Genomic DNA, 17,324 nt, shown 5'->3' with positions numbered 1-17,324 from the left:
GCACACCGCTGACTGACCCCGAGAGGGCCGGCACACAAGCTGATCCCAAAAGGGCCGGCGCCTTGGGCGCCGGCCCTTTTGCAGTTCCTGCCGGTTCGCAGTTCCTGCCGGTTTTCAGTTCCTGCCGGTGGATTCGGTGAGCTGGCGGAGCAGGTCGCGCATCTCGGTCAGCAGGGCCGTGTCCACGGGAACCGGCTGCTCCTCCGACTCAGCGGCGGCCGTCCGAGCCAGGGCATGGGCGTTGATCCGGTTCATGGGAAGCACGACGCCGAAGTAGACGACCGCGGCCGTGATCAGGAAGGTGACGGCCGCTGTGAACACCGCGCCAAGGTCCACGAAGGTCTCGGGGTTCCCGGGCCAGATGCGGAATCCGAATCCCTCGGCGCTGACTCCCCCGCCCGCGGCGGCGATCAGCGGCCGCAGCAGGTTGTCCGTGACGGATGCGACCAGGGCCGTGAAGGCCGATCCGATGACGACGGCGGTGGCTAGTTCGACGACATTTCCGCGCAGGATGAAGTTCCGGAAGCCCTTAAACATCGGCGGCACCCCGCGGGATGCAGTGGTTGAGCACGATCAGGTCGACCACCGAAAGGACCCGTTCAAGGTCCTTCTCACTGGGGCCCGCGGCGCCCTCACCCCGGAAGAACGCCGCCTCGTAGTAGAGCCCGTCACCGAGGAGCTTAATGGCCAGGGCCGCCGTACGGTCCCCCAGCCGGTCCTCAAGGGTGGTCAGCCACAGTTCCTGGATGCGCGAGAGCGTCCGGCGGGCCACCGGGTGGCCCTGCTGCGCCAGGCGCGCCATGGAGACGAGCGCCCGGTCCAGCGGACTGTCCTCATAGACCGAGGTCCGCACGTAGTAGCGGCCGGGGCCCTCGGGGTCGGCCGACATCTGCTCGCGGTCCTTTTCGACCAGGGCCAGCAGCCGTTCGGCGAGGGCCTCGACGAGGGCCTCCTTGGCCGGAAAGTGGTACAGCAGGCCGCCCTTGGAGACCTCAGCGGCCGCCGCTACGGCCTCCATGGTGGCGGCCCGTTCCCCGTCGCGGATCAGGGTGTCTTCGAAGCTGTCGAGGATGCGTTCTCGTGAACTTGGCATTCCTCCATGATAGGGGTCACTAAACTTGCACTGTACCGGCTGGACGGTATAGTATCCTCGACATGACTTCGTCCATCTCCACTTCCGCATCCCCGGCCGGGGTGAGCTCAGCGCTGTCACTGGCCTCCACCCGCACAGGGGTGAGGGGTTGGATCTCCCTCGCCGTCCTGATGCTCCCCGTGCTGCTCGTAGCGGTGGACAACACGGTGCTCAGTTTCGCCATTCCCGCCATCTCACTCGCGTTCGCCACCACCGGAGCGACCCAGCTGTGGATCATCGACAGCTACCCGCTCGTGCTGGCCGGACTCCTTGTCGCCATGGGCAGCCTCGGCGACAGGTTCGGCCGCCGCCGCCTGCTCATCATCGGCGCCTGGGGCTTTGCCGCCTTCTCCGTTGCCGCCGCCTTCGCCCCGAGCGCCGGGTTCCTCGTCGGAGCCCGGGTCGGCCTCGGAATCTTCGGCGCGATGCTGATGCCCTCCACGCTGTCTCTGATCCGCAACATCTTCACCGACCGCGACCAGCGCCGCGTCGCCATCGCCGTGTGGGCCGCCGGGTTCTCCGCCGGGGCCGCCCTGGGTCCCCTGCTCGGTGGCGCGCTGCTCGAGCACTTCTGGTGGGGCTCGGTCTTCCTCCTGGCCGTACCCGTCCTGGTGCTGATGCTCATCCTCACCCCGATCTTCGTCCCCGAGTCGCGCGATCCTAGTCCGGGGCGTATCGACATCCTGAGCATCGGGCTCTCGGTCGCTGCGATGCTTCCGGTCGTCTATGCCATCAAGGACTTCGCCATGGAGGGTCCCAACCCGCTGGCCATCTCCGCAGCCGTCGTCGGGCTCACCGCCGGCGTCGTGTTCGTGCGCCGGCAGCTGCGCCGGCCCGGGCCGATGCTTGACGTGCGGCTGTTCACCGTGCGCGCCTTCACCGGCGCGGTGCTGGTGAACCTGCTGGCCATCTTCTCCCTGGTGGGCTTCCTCTACTTCGTCTCGCAGCACCTGCAGCTCATTCTGGGCTACAGCCCGCTTGAGGCCGGAGTGATCCTGCTGCCCGGGCTCCTGATGACAATCGCCGCCGGTTTCGCCGTCGTGCCCGTGGTCAAGCGGGTCCCGCCGCACATCGTGGTCCCGGTGTCGCTCGGATTCTCCGCCGCCGCGTATGCCTTCGTCGCCTTCACGGGCGAGTCCGCCATGGCACTGCTGTTCGCGTTCATCCTGCTGGGCATCGGCGTCGGGGCCTCGGAGACCGTCTCCAACGACCTGATCCTTTCCACCGTCCCGCCGGCGAAGGCCGGAGCGGCCTCGGCGGTCTCGGAGACCGCCTACGAGGTCGGATCGGTGTTCGGCACCGCGGTGCTCGGCAGCATCCTGCTCGCCTCCTACCAGGCCCACCTGAGCCTGCCTGCCGGGCTGAGCGCCGGGCAGGTGGCCGAGGCCACCGAAACCCTGGGCGGGGCGGTCAACACCGCAGCCCAGCTGCCGGCGGCGAACGCCGCCGCGCTGCTCGAGTCGGCCTTCTCCGCCTTCGACAGCGGAGTGATCCTCACCTCCGGGATCGGGGCCGTGCTCATGGTGCTGGCCGCCGGGCTCGGCTGGTGGTCTCTGCGCCCGACCGCCGCACGCTGACCGGGTTCCTGCTGACCGGGTCCGCTGGGCGGGCACTGCCCCGCCCAGCGGACCCCCCGCTGTCCGTGCCCCGCCGGCCCCGGCGGGGCACGGACAGCGGATCAGCGACAATGGAGTGTGCCAGTTCTTACCGAAGCCCCCCTCACCGATCCCGCGGCCGTCCGGCGCGAAGCCTCCCGGCGCCGCACCTTCGCCGTGATCTCCCACCCCGACGCCGGCAAGTCGACCCTGACCGAGGCCCTGGCCCTGCTGGCCCGCGCCATCCAGGACGCCGGGGTAACCCACGGCAAGTCCAGCCGCCACGCCACGGTCTCCGACTGGATGGGCATCGAGCAGGAGCGTGGAATTTCGATCAGCTCGGCCGCCCTTCAGCTCACGTACCGGGACACGATCCTCAATGTCGTCGACACCCCCGGCCACGCGGACTTTTCCGAGGACACCTACCGGGTGCTCGCCGCCGTCGACTCCGCCGTGATGCTCATCGACGCCGCCAAGGGCTTCGAGCCGCAGACGGTGAAGCTGCTGGCCGTCTGCAAGGCCCGGAACATCCCCATCATTACGGTGATCAACAAGTGGGACCGTCCCGGCCTCGACGCACTGGGCCTGATCGACGACATCGGCGAGCGGACCGGCATGACGCCGGTGCCTCTCACCTGGCCCGCGGGGATCGCCGGGGACTTCCACGGGCTGCTCGACATTCCGGGTAAGCGGGCGTTCCGGCTCGAGGCCGTCGACGGCGGTGCCCAGGCGGCGACGGAGACCGAAGTGCGGCCCGCGGAGCTCGACCCGATCGAGGCGGCGCGCTGGGTGGACGCCGAGGAGGAGGCCGGGCTCGTCGAATCCTCGAACGGCGCCTTCGACACCGCCGAGTTCGCCGCGGCCAGGCAGACCCCGGTCCTGTTCGCCGCCGCCGCGAAGAACTTCGGCGTCTCCCAGCTGCTCGACACCCTCGTCGACCTGGGCCCGGCGCCCTCACCGCGGGAGACACTCAGCGATGCGCCCCGCCCGCTGGAATCTCCGTTCTCCGGGTTCGTCTTCAAGGTCCAGGCCGGCCAGGACAGCTCCCACCGTGACCATATCGCCTACCTGCGGATCTGTTCCGGCAGCTTCGAACGCGGCATGGTCATCACCAACCAGCGCACCGGCAAGCCCTTCGCCACCAAGTACGCCCACCGCGTCCTGGGCCGCAGCCGCGAGGTCGTCGACACCGCCTGGCCGGGCGACGTCGTCGGGCTGGTCAACGCCACCAGCCTGCGCGTCGGGGACAGCCTCTTCGCCGAGGAACCGGTGCGTTTCCCCGACATCCCCCGGTTCTCCCCCGAGCTGTTCGCCGTCGCCCGGGCCAAGGATCCGGGCCGGTACAAGCAGTTCCGCCGCGGGATTGAGCAGCTTGAGCACGAGGGCGTGGTGCAGGTGCTGCGCTCGGACCTGCGTGGCGACCAGGCGCCCGTGCTGGCCGCGGTGGGCGCGCTGCAGTTCGAGGTCGCCGCGCAGCGGCTGGGCACGGAGTTCAACGCGCCCACCTCGCTCGACCACATCTCCTACACCCTGGCCATGGCCGTGGCCCCCGAAAGCACCGGGGTCCCGGAAACCTTCCGCGGCGGGGAGATCCTGCACCGCGCCGACGGCGAAATCATCGCCGTCTTTGGCGACAAGTGGAAGGTCGGACACTTCCGCAAGGACTACCCGGGCGTGGTGCTTGAACCGATCGGCGCCGCAATCGACTAGGCCGGCATCGAGAAAGACGGCCGCAAACAAATCGGCTTCACGGAAAACGGCGGGCCCGGTTGTAACGGGCCCGCCGTTCTATGTGTTGCTCGTAGGCGCTGTTACGGGGTGATGCCGCCGGAGCAGGACGCGCCGGGCTCGGGGGTCTGCTCGCCCTGGATGTACTTCTCCATGAACGCCGCCAGCCGGGGATCGTCGGCGGAGTCGACCTCGAGCTGCAGGCCCCAGGCGCTGGCCGCGATCGGGGATTCCTGATCGGGGTGGGGGCTCAGGACCACGTAGCTGCGGGTGCCGACGAGGTCGGTGAGCGCATCGATTTCGGCCGAATCCAGCCCGGGCTGGTAGCTGATCCAGACGGCGCCGTGCTCGAGGGAGTGGACGGCGTTCGTGTCGGGCACCGGCTCGGTGTAGACCCCGCAGTTGAGCCAGATGGGACTGTGATCCCCGCCGACCGGAGGCGACTGCTCGTAGGTGACCTCCTCCTCGGTGTGCTCCCGGCCCAGGTCCTCGAAGGTTGCCACGCCCTCGATCGGCTTGGCGGCGGCCTCCCTGGCGGCGTTGTTGGCCTGGACCTGATTGACGATCACCAGGGTCACGGCGATGATGATCGCGAGGATGACAGCGCCGATGCCGCCGAAAATCAGAGCGCTGCGCTTGCGTTCACTGGCCCGCTGCTGGGCCTGGATGGCGGCAAGCCGTGCCTGGCGGTCCGAGTTCTGCTGGGCTCTCTTCTTATTCAACGGTTATCTGTCCTTCGTGGCGGGATGGGGAGCGCCCTGCACAGGGCGTACCGGCTGTAGTCCAATCTACCGCCGGTGCCGGCTATCGCCGGTCAAGCAGGTCCTGCAGGGCACCGATTTCCGACTGCTGCGCCGTGGCCATCTTGGTGGCCAGCGAGCGCACCTGTTCGGTCTCGGCCAGTTCCGCGCCGGCCTCGGCCATCTCGGCCCCGGCGGTGTGATGGTCGATCATGAGTTCAAGGAAAAGGCGTTCGGCCTCGACGCCGGAGGAGGCCTCCAGCTGGGCCAACTGCTCCGGCGTGGCCATCCCCGGCATGAGTGCTCCGGCGGTGTGTGCCGGGGCGCCGTCCTTCCCACCGTGGTGGCCGTCGGCGGAGGAGTCAAGCCATGCCATCGCCGGCGCGGAGCTGCTCTGGGGCAGGCCCCACTCCCGAAGCCATGCGTACATCTGCCCGATCTGGTGCTGCTGGGTGAGCGCGATGTCGTAGGCGACGGCCCGCAGGTCCTCGTCGGTGCTGCGGTCGCGGATCAGCAGGGACATCTCGACGGCCTGCGCGTGGTGTACCTGCATATCGCGGGCGAACCCGGCGTCCGCGCTGGCCCCGTTCGGGTGGTCCTGTCCGGCAGAGATGCGCCCCGCGGTGAAGACCAAGCCCAGCAGCGCCAGCACCGCGACTCCGGCCAGGATGAGCAGCAGCCGTTTTTGCCAGGAGAGCAGGGAGTTCGTCATGGGTTTCCTCGGTGGAAGGTGGGGTTCAGCCTTCCACCGTAGGCCATCAGGCTGGAAGTTCCCTTGATGCCCCTGCTCCAGGAGTGCACGTGGTTTGGGATTGCAAGTGGTTCGGGAGTGCAGGCAGGAGTGCAGCCTGCACGGAGTGGCCGGCGGTGCCGGGCCTCCGGCACCGCGGGCCGTGGGGAGGGCGGGCGTCCTCCTATCCGGCCTGGCCGGGAACCAGCCGCAGGGTGCGCTGGGCGAGTTCGTCGATGGTGATGTGGTCGTAGCCGCGCACATCGCTGCGTACGTGCTCGTGCGTGGTGCCCACGAGGTCGGCGGGAACCGCGTTCGCCCCGTGCAGGGCACCGTAGGCGCTGCCCACCGTGGCCGCCGTTGAGTCGGTGTCACGCCCGCCGGAGATCGCGATGGCGACGGCGCCGGCGAAGTCCCTGCCCCACAGCAGGCCGATCGAGATCAGGGCGGCGTTGTGGATGGTGTGGACCCAGCTGTAGTGGCCGAGCGTCTCGTCCACCCAGTTCAGGGCCTCCTCGGAGGACGCACCGCCGTCGAAGAGCTCGAGGACCCCGCGGAGGGCCTCGGCCAGCCGGGAGCGGTCGGGGACAACACGCAGTGCGGTGCCCAGGGCGTCCCGCGCCGAGTCGGTGGTGAATGCGGCCGCCAGGAGGGCTGCGGCCCACATCTCTCCGTAGGCGCCGTTGGCGGTGTGGCTCAGGCGGGCGTCGACCAGGGCCAGGCGCGCGGCCTCCGCCGGGTCCCCGGGGTTCACGTAGCCAAAGATGTCCCCGCGGATGAGTGCGCCGATCCACTCCCGGTAGGGGTTGGCCTCGGTGGCGGTCGCCGGCGCCTGCAGGCCAGCGATCAGGTTGCGGTAGGCGGCGCGTTCGGCCGTGTAGATCTGGGTGAACGGGAGCCGGCCCAGCCACTCCGCGGCGATGTGTTCGGTGGTGAGGCCGCGCCCGTACGTTTCGAGCAGGTTCAGCCCAAGGATGGTCCAGTCGATGTCGTCGTCGCGCGGCACCTCGGTGAAGGTCCCCTCGGAGGCCGTCGGGGCCGACGGGTGGAGCCGGTCCACCCCCGCCGGCAGTGGGTCGAGCAGCCGGACGAAACCGGTCTGGGGCCACTGGCCGGCGGCCCGCAGATAGGTCTCGACCTCGCCCCGGGTCAACCCTTCGATCGGCTTACCCATGGTATTGCCCACCGCCCGGCCCAGCCAGGCACCCCGGACCCTGCCGGGGAGTTCGGATGGCTCGTACGCCGTCTTCTCCACCCGGCCGGCCAGTTCGAGCAGGACGGCCTCGTCCCCGGGCTCCTCGTAGGCCCAGTCCGGGTCGCGCTGCAGTCCGGCGAGGGTCTGCCCGATGGCGGCCAGGCGGAGCAGGTCGGAGGCCTCCGCCGCTTCCCGGGCCTGCTGTTCGAGGTCGCCGACGGCGTAGCCGGAGTGCGCCAGCTGTTCGGCCTCGTCGGGAATGATGTCGCGGGGATCGAGTACGTCGTGCATGGTTTTCCTCGTTGCTGGTCAGGAGTGGGGAGATTTGGTGGGGAGTTTGGGAGCGGGGCCCGGGATGGAGCCCCAGGGGATCCTGGGGGACGGCCCGGGCCGTCCTCCGAGCGTGTTACTGCTGAAAGGCGGCGTCAAGATCGGCGGCGACGTCCTCAGCGCTCTTCTGGTTGGTCAGCATGGCCTGCACGCCCTTCCACATGGCGTCGTTGAAGACGTCGGTGGACAGCACGTCGACGTTGGAGCCGAACTCGCCGGTTCCGTCCGAGATCTTCGAGGCGTCCTCGATGACCTGCGCGAACAGGGGGTCCGCGTCGATGCCCTCGGTGTCCACCGGGAACGGCGGGATGGTGTTGAAGTTCTCAACGGTCCACCGACCGTGCTCCGGGCTGACCAGGTAGTCGAGGAACTTCTCGGCCGCCTCGGTGTTCTTCGAGGACGCGGAGATGTACGGGCCGGAGCCGAGGCCGCCGCTGAAGATCCCAGGGCCGTCCTCGGCCGGGAAGGGGATGAAGCCGACCTCGAAGTCGGTGTTCTTGGCGATCTCGTCGGTGGCCCAGCTGCCGGTGGGCAGGATGGCGGCCTCACCGGAGTAGAACAGGGCGTTGGCGCCGTCGTAGGTTAGGGACGTGGGGTAGTCGGGCAGGTACCCGGCCGCGTTGAAGGACTTCCACGTGTCCAGGGCCGCTACTACCTCCGGGGAGGTCCAGGGCATCTCACCGTTGAGCAGCTTGTCCACTCCGTCGGCACCGACCCGGCTGGACAGGGCCATGCTCAGCAGGTGACCGCCCTGCCATCCTTCCTTGTCGCTGGCCGCGATCGGGGTCAGCCCCTCCTTGGCGATGGCGGCTGCAGCGGCCTCGAGTTCGCCGAGGTTCGTCGGTTCGCTGATGCCGAGGTCCTCGAAGACCTGCTTGTTGTAGAACAGGCCGATGGTCTCGATGTCCCCGGGCACCCCGTAGACCTTGCCGTCGAAGGTCACGCCCTCCTTGGCGAACTCGTAGACGGGCCAGTCGTGCTCCTCGTAGGCGTCCGTTAGGTCGTGGAGCAGCCCGGCGTCGGCGAGCGCGCCGGCGTAGCCGGGGCCGGATCCCCAGCTGAAGATGTCGGGGCCCTCGCCGGAGCGCAGCTGGGTCTGGAGCACGGTGCGCATGTTGTCGGTGGGCAGGACCTCGAGTTCGACGTCGATGTCGGGGTTCTGCTTTTCGAAGACGGCGATGTCCTCGTTGATCAGGTCGACGGCGGCCGGGTCCTCGGGCTGCTCGATGAGATAACGGATCTGCTCACCATTCCCGCTGTCGTTCTCTGCGGCCGACGAGGTGCCGGTGCATCCCGTGACGGCGAAGGCGAACGCGGCGGTGACCGCGGGGATCCGGAGAGCTGCAAGGCGTTTCATAGGGTGCTTTCTGGTCGAATCGGTGGGGTGCGTACGGGTGTGCCTGGGGTGCTGCCCGGTCAGGCCGGGGGGTCCTGGAACCAGCCGCGGGTCGGGTTGGTGACCGCGGGCGGTGTCCGCCCGGCGGAGGGCTGCGCCGCCCAACGGACGCCGTTGGCCAGGACCGTCCGGATCTGGGGATGGTGGTAGACGGGATACGCCTGGTCTCCGGGGCTGAAATAAAAGATGCGTCCGCGCCCCCGGGTGAAGGTCACTCCCGAGCGGAAGACCTCGCCGCCGCTGAAGGAGCTGATGAACACCAGGTCATCCGGGGTGGGGATGTCGAAGAACTCCCCGTAGGTTTCCTGTTTCTCGATCACCAGCGGACCCTCGATCCCCGCCGTGATGGGGTGGGTGGGGTTCACATTCCAGACGAGTTCCCGCTCCGCCCCGTTGCGCCACAGCAGGGAGCAGGTGGTGCCCATCAGGCGGGTGAAGATCTTGGAGAAGTGGCCCGAATGCAGCACGAGCAGGCCCATCCCGCCCAGGACGTGCCGCTGGACCCGGTCAACCACGTCGTCGGACACCTGGTCGTGGGCGATGTGGCCCCACCACAGGAGGACGTCGGTCTCCGCGAGGACCTCTTCGCTGAGCCCGTGGTCGGGATCGGCCAGGACGGCCGTCCGGATCACCGGGTCCCCGTCGAGGAGGAGCCGGAGGCCTTCGGCGATGGCGCCGTGGATGCCGTCCGGGTAGATGGCGGCGACCTCCGGTTCGGTTCTCTCGTGGATGCCCTCGTTCCAGACGGTGATCCGCAGGGGCGGGATGGTGTTGTGCTGCATGAGAATCCGTTCGTCGCGGCTTTCGCCTAGTTCTTCAGCAGGCCTAGTTCGCCAGCAGGGCCGGGCTCTTCAGCAGGGCCGAGACCTTCGGGAGGACGTCGCGGACCGGGCCGCTGAGGCGGCACTCCATGGCGAGCCACCCGTCGTAGCCGATCTCCTCCAGCGCGGCGAGCGTCGCGGGCCAGTCGTAGTGGCCGGCGCCCGGCTCAAGCCGGTTGCTGTCGCCGAGCTGGATGTGGCGGATATGCTTCCCGGCGGCCCGGATGGAGGCGGGGATGTCCGCCTCCTCGATGGACATGTGGAAGGTGTCGGCGATGACGGCGACGCCCGGGGAGGCCACCTCCTCGACGATGGAGACGGCGTCGGCGAGGGTGTTGACCATGAAGTCCTCGTACCGGTTCAGGGGTTCGAGCAGGACCAGGGCGCCTTCGGCCTCGGCGTGGGCGCCGAGCTCCGCCAGGGCCTCGACGAGGACTGCACGCGATTCCTCGTCGCTGCGGGGCGGCTCGAACGGGGGAAGCCGGCGGCTGAACAGGGCGTAGGCGTTGGGCGTGACGGCGCCGAACCCTCCGGCCTCGGCGATGCCTGAGAGCAGGTGCTTCATCTGTTCGCGTGCGTCCTTGGCCCGGGCGGGATCGAAGTCACCGATGAAGTGGTCCATGTTGACGCAGACGCTGGGCAGGACGACCCCGGCGGCCCGGGCCTCACGGAGTTCCGCGGAGCGTCCGGCGAAGATCCCGTCGCCCTTGCCCAGCAGCTCGATGCCGTCGAAGCCGCGTTCCTGAGCGAACTCGAACTTGTCCATGAGGTTCCTGCCCTCGAGGAAGTGTTCCTGGATTGCCAACCGGAAAGTCACTGGTTCTCCTCAAAGCTGAGGACGACCTGGAGGGCGTCCTGAGGGTTTTCGTCGAGCATGCTGAAGGCGGCTGCGGCGTCGGCCAGCGGGACGGTGTGGGAGATCAGGTCCACGAGGTTCAGCTTCCCGGCGACGGCCAGGTCGATGGCGGTGGTGTTGAGCCGGTAGGTGTCCCACCGGTGCTGCAGGGCCGGGGACACGCCGGAGATCTGCGAGGAGATGACCTGGATGCGGTTGTGGTGGAACTCCTCGCCGAGGCGCAGGCCCATGCCGTCGCCCTGCAGGAAGCCCGCGGCGCAGACGCGGGAGCTGTAGGCCACCGAGCGGATGGCCTCGTGGAGGGCCCGGTAGTTGCCGGTCACCTCGAGGGCGGCGTCGGCGCCGCGGCCTCCGGTGAGCTCGCGGATGCGCTCGGCGACGTTCCCGTCGGCCGGGTCGAGGACGATGTCCGCGCCGAGTTCCTCGGCGAGCTTTCGCCGGCCGGCGATGCCGTCGACGGCGATCACGCGGGCGCCGTTGAGCCGGGCCAGCTGCGCGACGATCTGGCCGGGAACTCCAAGGCCGAAGACGGCGACCGTCTCGCCGACGTGGATGTCGGCGTCGAGGACGACGTTCAGGGCGATGGCGCCGATCTGGGAGAAGATGCCGATGCGGGGGTCCGCGGAGGGGTCGAGGATGCGCGCGGCGGCGTACTCCTCGGTCTTCACGGTGGAGGACCGGTGGCCCCAGGTGCCCCAGATGCGGTCGCCGAGGGCGACGGTGGTCACGTCGGAGCCGATCTCGACGACCTCGCCGACCTCCTCGTAGCCCCAGCCGTGAACCGGGTAGGAGAGGGTGGATTCGCCGTCGACGAACAGCCGCCGCTCGGGGCTCCACTGCTTCTGCAGGTAGGGGTTGCTGCCGCGGTAGGCGGTGAGCTCGGTGCCGGCGGAGATGCCGGAGTAGAGGGTCCGGATGCGGACCTCGTTGCCGGCGAGTGCTGCTTCGGACTCGTCGGTGATTTCCGCGACGCGGGGGGAGGTGAAACTGACAACGGATGCCATGGGGGCGGTGTCCTTCGTGTGTTGGTGATTCTCGATCTGGTGGGGAAGATGTGTCCTGGTCAGCCCTTGACGGCGCCGGAGATGAAGCCCTCGGCCACCTGGCGCTGCATGAGCAGGAACAGGACGACGACGGGGATGATCGTGATGAGGGTTCCGGCGGCCAGCGGACCGATGTCCAGGGAGCGTCCGCCGGTGAACTGGTACAGCCCGGTGGTGAGGGGCCGGAACTCCCCGCCCGGCAGGTATAGCAGGGGCACCAGGAAGTTGTTCCAGTTCTGGATGAAGGTGAACACGCCCAGCGCGCCGGCACCGGAGGAGACCAGGGGGAGCATGACCTTGATGAAGATCTGCCACTCCGAGGCCCCGTCCACCCGGGCCGCCTGCTCCAGTTCCAGGGGGAGGTCCGAGAAGAACGCCCGCATGAAGAAGGTTCCGAAGGATACGCCGGTGGAGGTCAGCACCAGGATCGCGCCGGGGAGGGTGTCGAGGAGGCCGAGCCCGCGGAGCTGGAAGTACAGCGGGATCATATAGGCGAAGAACGGAACGAGCAGGCCAAGGACCACGAGGTAGAAGGCCGCGGTGCGCCCCCGGAACGGAACGCGGGCGAAGGTGTAGCCGGCCATGGTGGAGAGCAGGACGACGAGCAGGGTGCTGGGCACGCTCAGCAGGATGCTGTTGAGCAGGTAGCTGCCGAAGTCGCCCACGACCCAGGCGTTCTGGAGGTTCTCCAGGGAGAACGAGGTGAACAGCCCGAAGGGATTGGTGCGCACGTCCTCCTCGGACTTCAGCGCCGTGGAAATCACCAGAATTACAGGGAAGAGGGAGACCGCGGAGAGCACGATCAGCAGGAGGTGTTTCCCGGTCAGGGCCGTGCGGCGGCGGGCCGACATGGTGTTGTCCTGCCGGGCATCCCGTGCCTGGCGTCGGGGGGTGGGATCCGTTTCGGGGGTGGTCGGTGCCGTTGTGGTGGTCATGCGCCTGTTCCTTGGAGAGAGAGCCGCCGCTGCAGCCGGTTGAGCGCCACGGCGAAGGGTACCGAGAGCGCGGTGATCAGCAGGGCCAGGGTGGTGCCGTAGCTGATCTGGCTGAGCTGGAAGGCGTTGGTGTAGGCGTAGGTGCCAATGACGTTGGTGGCATTGGCGGGGCCGCCGCCGGTCATGATGAAGATGATGTCGAAGACGCTGAACCCGCCCACGAGGGTGACGGTGGTGACCATGAGGAAGACGGGCATGATCTGGGGCAGGATGATGTACACCAGCTGCTGCACGGCGTTGACGCCGTCGAGCCGGGAAGCGTCCATGAGCGCTCCGTCGACGTTGCGCAGTGCGGACAGGAAGATGATCAGCACGAAGCCGGTCGTGGCCCAGATCGCGGTGACCAGGACCGCGTAGAGCGCCGTGTTCGGGTTGCCCAGCCAGCCGGTGGCGAGCTGGTCCAGACCCACCACCTGCAGGGCCTTGTTGACCCAGCCGCTGACCGGGTCATAGATCCAGCCCCACACAATGCCGATGGCCACCTGGGGAAGGACGTACGGGAGGAAGAACGCGAGCCGGTAGAAGATGCCGGCGTTGCGGACCTTCCAGAGCAGCAGCGCCTGCGCGAGTCCGATCAGCAGGGGTGCGGCGGTGCCGATGACGATCCAGATGGCGTTGTTGCCCAGGGCGTGCCACACCTCGGGGTCCGTGAGCAGCCGGGTGTAGTTCTGCAGGCCCACGAAGGCAGGCGTCGGGTCGATTCCGTCGAAGTCGACGAAGGAATAGTAGATCGCGTTCCCGAGCGGGAAGAGGAAAAACACGATCACCAGCAGCATCAGCGGGCTGATGAGCGCGATGCCCAGGCGGGTCTGGGCCCGCCGGGTGACCTTGGGGGTCGTCAGAGAAATAGGTGTGCTCATGTCACTTGTCCTCGGCAGCTTGCTTGCTTGCGGTCTGGAGGTCCTGGGCGACGGCCTCGGCGGTCTTCTGGCCCGTGAGGATGCCCTGGAAGCCGTCCCACATGGTCTTGTTGAAGGTGTCGGTGGTCAGGACGTCGATGTTGTAGCCGAACTCGCCCGTGCCTTCGGCGATCTTCGCCGTGTCCTCGATGACCTGGGCGAACAGCGGGGAGACTTCGAGTCCTTCGGTGTCCACCGGGAAGGCCGGGATGGTGCCGATTTTTTCGACCTGCCAGCGCCCGTGCTCTTCGGACTGGAGGTAGTCCAGGAGCTCGACGGCTCCTTCGGGGTTCTCCGTGTCGGCCGAGATGAAGCTTCCGCCGCCGAGGCCGCCGGTGAAGATACCGGAGCCGTCCTCGGCAGGGAAGGGCAGGAACCCGACCTCGAAGTCCACCGTCTCCTGCAGTGAGGAGATGAGCCAGCTTCCGGTGGGGTTCATGGCGGCGTCGCCCTTGTAGAACAGGGCGTTGCCGTTGTCGTAGGTCAGGGCGTTGGGAGAATCGGGCAGGTGTCCATCCTTGGCGAAGCCGCTCCAGGTCTCCAGGGCGGCAACCACCTCGGGCGAGGTCCACGGCATGCTGCCGTCGAGCAGCTTCTCCATCCCGTCCGGACCGACGCGGCTGGACAGGGCCATGCTGAACAGGTGGCCGCCCTGCCAGCCTTCTTTGTCGTTGACGGCGAAGGGGGTCACGCCCGCCGCGGTGAAGGTTTCCGCCGCCCGCTGGAGGTCGGAGAGGTCCTTCGGCTCCTGCACACCGTGCTTCTTGAACAGGTCCTTGTTGTAGAAGATGCCGACCTCCTCCAGCTGGGTCGGCACGCCGGAGATCTTCCCGTCGAAGGTGACCCGCTCACGGGCGAAGTCGTAGATTCTCCAGTCGTTTTCCTTGTACGCGTCGGTGAGGTCGTACAGGAGGCCCGCTTCGGCGAGGGTGCCGGCGAAGCCGGGGCCCGTGTCGTAGTTGAAGACGTCCGGGCCTTCGCCGGAGCGCAGCTGGGTCTGCAGGACGGTGCGGAGGTTCTCCAGCGGCAGGACGTCGAGGGTGACCTCGATTCCTGATTCCTTCTCGAACTCCTCCAGATCGGACCGGATCGCATCAAGTTCCGAGGGGCGTTCGGGCTGGCTGATGAGGTAGCGCAGGCCGTCGGATCCCTTCCCCGCGGCATCCGGCGCGGCTCCGGTGCATCCCGTCACTGCCAGGGCCAGGATTGCTGCGGCGGCTGCCGCCGCCCGGGTCGAAGCTGGTTTCTTCATCGTTGACTTCCTTGTCGTGGTGTTGTGCATGGAGGAACGCTGAGGGAGCTGCGGACGGCTAGCTTTCCGGCAGGGAAGCCCCGGCCGTCGACGCGGTGAGCAGCGCCGGGGAGAAGTCCCCGACCCGCACCCAGGTTCCGCGCTCGGCGGAGGCAAGGACCGCCTCGGTGATCGCCACCGTCCGGAGTCCGTCCTCGAAGGTCGGCATCCGGTCCACGGCAGCGCCGCCGGAGACACTGGCATAGACATCGGCGACGAAGGCCCGGAAGGCGTCGTGGTAGCCCTGGGGATGCCCGGCGGGAAGCGTCGACAGTTGGGCCGCCTCCGGGGAGAGCGTGTTCGGGTCGCGGGTGAGAACCTGGTTCCCTTCGCGTCCACCCACCCACAGGGTCTCGGGCTGTTCCTGGTCGAATCCAACGCTCACGTTGGCCGTACTGATCTCGAACCACAGCCTGTTCTTGCGCCCCGGCGACACTTGGCTGATCACGACCGAGCCGACGGCGCCCCGATCGGTGCGGAAGGCGACGCTTGCGATGTCTTCGGTGGATACCGTTCCGGCCGCACCGGGCCGGTCCGCGTAGGCAGTCTTGGTGAGTGCGGAGACCTCCTGGATGCGGTGGCCGCTGACCCACTCGACGAGGTCGCACCAGTGGGACCCGATGTCGGCGAAGGCCCGCGATGCGCCGCCCTTCCCGGCATCCACGCGCCAGTTGGTGTCCTCCGGGTTGGAGAGCCAGTCCTGGAGGTAGGAGCCGTGGATGAGGTGGATGCTGCCCGCCGAACCGGCCTGGACCCGCGCCCGGGCCTCGGCGACGAGCGGGTGGTAGCGGTAGATGAACGGAACGGCCGCGGTCAGCCCCGATGTGCGGGCGCTGCCGGTCAGGGCGCGGGCCCCGGCGAGGTCCAGGGCGAGGGGCTTCTCGCAGACAACGTGCTTGCCGGCCTCGAGGGCCCGCGCGGCGAGCGGCTCATGGAGGTGGTTGGGCACGCAGAGGTGCACAACATCGACATCAGGGTGGGTGATCAGGTTCTCCACTCCGAGGGCGGCGCTGCCCCCGGCCCATTCCCGCACGGCCCGCTCGGCCGAGGTGCGTGAGGATCCCGCGACGGCAACGACGCGTGCACCGACCCGGCGCGCGGCGTCTGCGTGGATCCGGCCCATCATGCCCGTTCCCACAATGCCAATACCCAGCTGTGTCACATGGCTCCCAAAGTTGAATGGATGACCGAAGTATCACTGGGATCACCAGCAACATTCTGAGCATATGTTCTGTTTGATATGTAGACAAATGGTGGAAGTTATCCAAATCTTGGCTAAACAATGGGAGGATACTTGCATGACCTCCCCTTCCGGACGATCCCGCCCCGAGGCCCTCCCGTCGGTGCACGCCGACCTCAGCGCCCTCCTGCACGCCATCGCCCGGCGGCCCCGGTGCACCCGGGCCTACCTGACCCGGCTCACGGGCCTGTCCCGGGGAACGGTGGCGACCCGGATCGAGGAGCTGATTGCCACGGGCCTCGTGGTCGAGGAGGCGGGCGCCTCCAAGGGCGGCAGGCCCCCGGGGGAACTGAGGCTCAACGGGGCGGCCGGGGTGATCCTGGGGGCGGATCTGGGATCCTCGCACTGCCGGGTCTCGGCGAGCGACCTCGCAGGTGTCCCCCTCGCATCCGCTTCCTACGACCTGCGGATCGCCGACGGCCCCGCCGCGGTCCTCGGGGGCCTTGATGAGGCATTCCAGGGGCTGCTGTCCTCCGCCGGAAAGCGTCCCTCGGACGTCCGCGCCATCGGGATCGGCGTCCCGGGCCCGGTCGAGCACAGCACCGGCACCGTGGTGCGCCCGCCGATCATGCCGGGCTGGGACGGATTCGCCATCCCTGAGTTCTTCGCGGACCGGTACGCCGTCCCGACGCTTGTGGACAACGACGCCAACCTCGCGGCGCTGGGTGAGTACTGGGCGCGCAAGGAGGACTCCGAACACATCCTGTACGTCAAAATCAGCACCGGCATCGGCTGCGGCATCGTCAGCGGAGGCGCCCTGCACCGGGGCGCCCAGGGCGCGGCCGGGGACATCGGCCACATCCGGGTGCCCGGCGGAGAGGACCTGCTGTGCTCGTGCGGGAACATGGGCTGCCTCGAGGCCGTCGCGGGAGGAGACGCCCTGGCGCGCCGGCTGCGCGACCAGGGGGTGGCGGAGGCGCGGACCAGCCGGGACGTGACCCGGCTGGCCGCCGAAGGCAACCCCTTCGCGCGGCGGGCCGTGCGCGAGGCCTCCGAAAGCATCGGAAGGGTGCTCGCGACTCTCGTGAGTTTCTACAACCCGAACGCGATCGTGGTCGGCGGGCCGTTCGCTGAGCTGAACGAGGAACTCCTGGCCGGGATCCGCTCGGCCATCTACCACCGCGCGCTGCCCCTGGCCACCCGGTCGCTGCGCGTTGAGTCGAGTTCCCGTGCCGAGACGGTGGGCGTCCGGGGCGCCGAGGTACTGGCGCTACAGCAGGCGCTGTCCCCGGCGGGCCTGCAGCAGCTGCTGGCGGCGCGCGTCGGCTCCTGAACGGCGCCGGGTGAAGGCCCCGCAGCCCGCGCCCCGCGGATCGGCCGGCCGACACCTGCG

Annotated in this window: 16 protein-coding genes; 3 read left to right on the top strand and 13 right to left on the bottom strand. The window is 68.5% G+C overall.

Features of this window, described 5'->3' with window-relative positions; all coding sequences use genetic code 11:
• Positions 1–114 precede the first annotated feature (114 nt).
• Together mscL and GVV86_RS15915 are read right to left on the bottom strand one after the other, a co-directional pair.
• On the bottom strand, positions 115–537 hold the full coding sequence (mscL, locus tag GVV86_RS15920; protein ID WP_159620508.1) for a large conductance mechanosensitive channel protein MscL: 423 nt from the start codon (positions 535–537) through the stop codon (positions 115–117).
• Positions 530–1,093, bottom strand: coding sequence for a TetR family transcriptional regulator (locus GVV86_RS15915; RefSeq protein ID WP_133403547.1), 564 nt, complete (start codon positions 1,091–1,093; stop codon positions 530–532). The genes mscL and GVV86_RS15915 overlap by 8 nt, the downstream gene beginning before the upstream one ends.
• A gap of 62 nt (positions 1,094–1,155) precedes the next feature.
• Between GVV86_RS15915 and GVV86_RS15910 the strand changes: the two genes are divergently transcribed.
• Positions 1,156–2,709: an MFS transporter gene (locus GVV86_RS15910; protein ID WP_159803350.1), complete on the top strand. Its 1,554-nt coding sequence runs from the start codon at positions 1,156–1,158 to the stop codon at positions 2,707–2,709.
• A gap of 117 nt (positions 2,710–2,826) precedes the next feature.
• Complete coding sequence (locus GVV86_RS15905; protein WP_159620170.1) at positions 2,827–4,437, top strand: peptide chain release factor 3; 1,611 nt, start codon at positions 2,827–2,829, stop codon at positions 4,435–4,437.
• Between the two features lie 101 nt (positions 4,438–4,538).
• Here the strand turns inward: GVV86_RS15905 and GVV86_RS15900 are convergent, their stop codons facing one another.
• The 11 genes from GVV86_RS15900 to GVV86_RS15850 all read right to left on the bottom strand — a co-directional run bounded on the left by GVV86_RS15900 (position 4,539) and on the right by GVV86_RS15850 (position 15,913).
• The gene (locus tag GVV86_RS15900) at positions 4,539–5,177 is read right to left on the bottom strand and encodes a thioredoxin-like domain-containing protein (RefSeq protein ID WP_159803349.1); all 639 of its coding nucleotides are present in this window, start codon (positions 5,175–5,177) and stop codon (positions 4,539–4,541) included.
• A gap of 82 nt (positions 5,178–5,259) precedes the next feature.
• A complete protein-coding gene (locus GVV86_RS15895) occupies positions 5,260–5,907 on the bottom strand; it encodes a DUF305 domain-containing protein (RefSeq protein WP_159803348.1) in 648 nt (215 codons plus the stop codon).
• Positions 5,908–6,109: 202 nt separating this feature from the next.
• Positions 6,110–7,411: an ADP-ribosylglycohydrolase family protein gene (locus GVV86_RS15890; RefSeq protein WP_159803347.1), complete on the bottom strand. Its 1,302-nt coding sequence runs from the start codon at positions 7,409–7,411 to the stop codon at positions 6,110–6,112.
• Positions 7,412–7,526: 115 nt separating this feature from the next.
• On the bottom strand, positions 7,527–8,807 hold the full coding sequence (locus GVV86_RS15885) for an ABC transporter substrate-binding protein (protein WP_159803346.1): 1,281 nt from the start codon (positions 8,805–8,807) through the stop codon (positions 7,527–7,529).
• Positions 8,808–8,866: 59 nt separating this feature from the next.
• On the bottom strand, positions 8,867–9,628 hold the full coding sequence (locus GVV86_RS15880) for a ThuA domain-containing protein (protein WP_159803345.1): 762 nt from the start codon (positions 9,626–9,628) through the stop codon (positions 8,867–8,869).
• A gap of 43 nt (positions 9,629–9,671) precedes the next feature.
• Positions 9,672–10,484, bottom strand: a complete 813-nt coding sequence (locus tag GVV86_RS15875; protein ID WP_246670017.1) for a sugar phosphate isomerase/epimerase family protein — start codon at positions 10,482–10,484, stop codon at positions 9,672–9,674.
• The gene (locus GVV86_RS15870; protein WP_159620158.1) at positions 10,481–11,527 is read right to left on the bottom strand and encodes a zinc-binding dehydrogenase; all 1,047 of its coding nucleotides are present in this window, start codon (positions 11,525–11,527) and stop codon (positions 10,481–10,483) included. The genes GVV86_RS15875 and GVV86_RS15870 overlap by 4 nt, the downstream gene beginning before the upstream one ends.
• Before the next feature lie 59 nt (positions 11,528–11,586).
• Entirely contained in the window at positions 11,587–12,501 is a 915-nt protein-coding gene (locus tag GVV86_RS15865) for a carbohydrate ABC transporter permease (protein WP_159620156.1), read from the bottom strand.
• Positions 12,498–13,421 carry a carbohydrate ABC transporter permease gene (locus GVV86_RS15860; RefSeq protein ID WP_159620154.1) on the bottom strand — a complete coding sequence of 308 codons (924 nt, stop codon included), beginning with the start codon at positions 13,419–13,421 and terminating at the stop codon, positions 12,498–12,500. Before GVV86_RS15860 ends, GVV86_RS15865 begins: the two co-directional genes overlap by 4 nt.
• Position 13,422: 1 nt before the next feature.
• Positions 13,423–14,712, bottom strand: coding sequence for an ABC transporter substrate-binding protein (locus tag GVV86_RS15855; protein WP_159803344.1), 1,290 nt, complete (start codon positions 14,710–14,712; stop codon positions 13,423–13,425).
• A gap of 58 nt (positions 14,713–14,770) precedes the next feature.
• Positions 14,771–15,913 carry a Gfo/Idh/MocA family protein gene (locus tag GVV86_RS15850; protein WP_159803343.1) on the bottom strand — a complete coding sequence of 381 codons (1,143 nt, stop codon included), beginning with the start codon at positions 15,911–15,913 and terminating at the stop codon, positions 14,771–14,773.
• Between the two features lie 136 nt (positions 15,914–16,049).
• On the opposite strand from GVV86_RS15850, the gene GVV86_RS15845 reads away from it, so the two are divergent.
• Positions 16,050–17,264 (top strand): ROK family transcriptional regulator, encoded by a 1,215-nt coding sequence (locus GVV86_RS15845; RefSeq protein WP_159620149.1) that lies wholly within the window; start codon positions 16,050–16,052, stop codon positions 17,262–17,264.
• Positions 17,265–17,324: the final 60 nt, after the last annotated feature.

It is taken from the genome of Arthrobacter zhaoguopingii, from assembly GCF_009828595.1.
GTDB classification, from domain to species: Bacteria; Actinomycetota; Actinomycetes; order Actinomycetales; family Micrococcaceae; genus Arthrobacter_D; species Arthrobacter_D zhaoguopingii.
Note: the sequence above shows the minus strand (reverse complement) of the source record. Positions and strands in the feature narration are given on the sequence as shown.

Coding starts and splice junctions, on each gene's coding strand:
- GVV86_RS15845 (WP_159620149.1), top strand. CDS start 16,050: ATGACCTCCCCTTCCGGACGATCCCGCCCCGAGGCCCTCCCGTCGGTG.
- GVV86_RS15915 (WP_133403547.1), bottom strand. CDS start 1,093: ATGCCAAGTTCACGAGAACGCATCCTCGACAGCTTCGAAGACACCCTG.
- GVV86_RS15855 (WP_159803344.1), bottom strand. CDS start 14,712: ATGAAGAAACCAGCTTCGACCCGGGCGGCGGCAGCCGCCGCAGCAATC.
- GVV86_RS15890 (WP_159803347.1), bottom strand. CDS start 7,411: ATGCACGACGTACTCGATCCCCGCGACATCATTCCCGACGAGGCCGAA.
- GVV86_RS15880 (WP_159803345.1), bottom strand. CDS start 9,628: ATGCAGCACAACACCATCCCGCCCCTGCGGATCACCGTCTGGAACGAG.
- GVV86_RS15870 (WP_159620158.1), bottom strand. CDS start 11,527: ATGGCATCCGTTGTCAGTTTCACCTCCCCCCGCGTCGCGGAAATCACC.
- GVV86_RS15895 (WP_159803348.1), bottom strand. CDS start 5,907: ATGACGAACTCCCTGCTCTCCTGGCAAAAACGGCTGCTGCTCATCCTG.
- GVV86_RS15860 (WP_159620154.1), bottom strand. CDS start 13,421: ATGAGCACACCTATTTCTCTGACGACCCCCAAGGTCACCCGGCGGGCC.
- GVV86_RS15885 (WP_159803346.1), bottom strand. CDS start 8,807: ATGAAACGCCTTGCAGCTCTCCGGATCCCCGCGGTCACCGCCGCGTTC.
- GVV86_RS15865 (WP_159620156.1), bottom strand. CDS start 12,501: ATGACCACCACAACGGCACCGACCACCCCCGAAACGGATCCCACCCCC.
- mscL (WP_159620508.1), bottom strand. CDS start 537: ATGTTTAAGGGCTTCCGGAACTTCATCCTGCGCGGAAATGTCGTCGAA.
- GVV86_RS15910 (WP_159803350.1), top strand. CDS start 1,156: ATGACTTCGTCCATCTCCACTTCCGCATCCCCGGCCGGGGTGAGCTCA.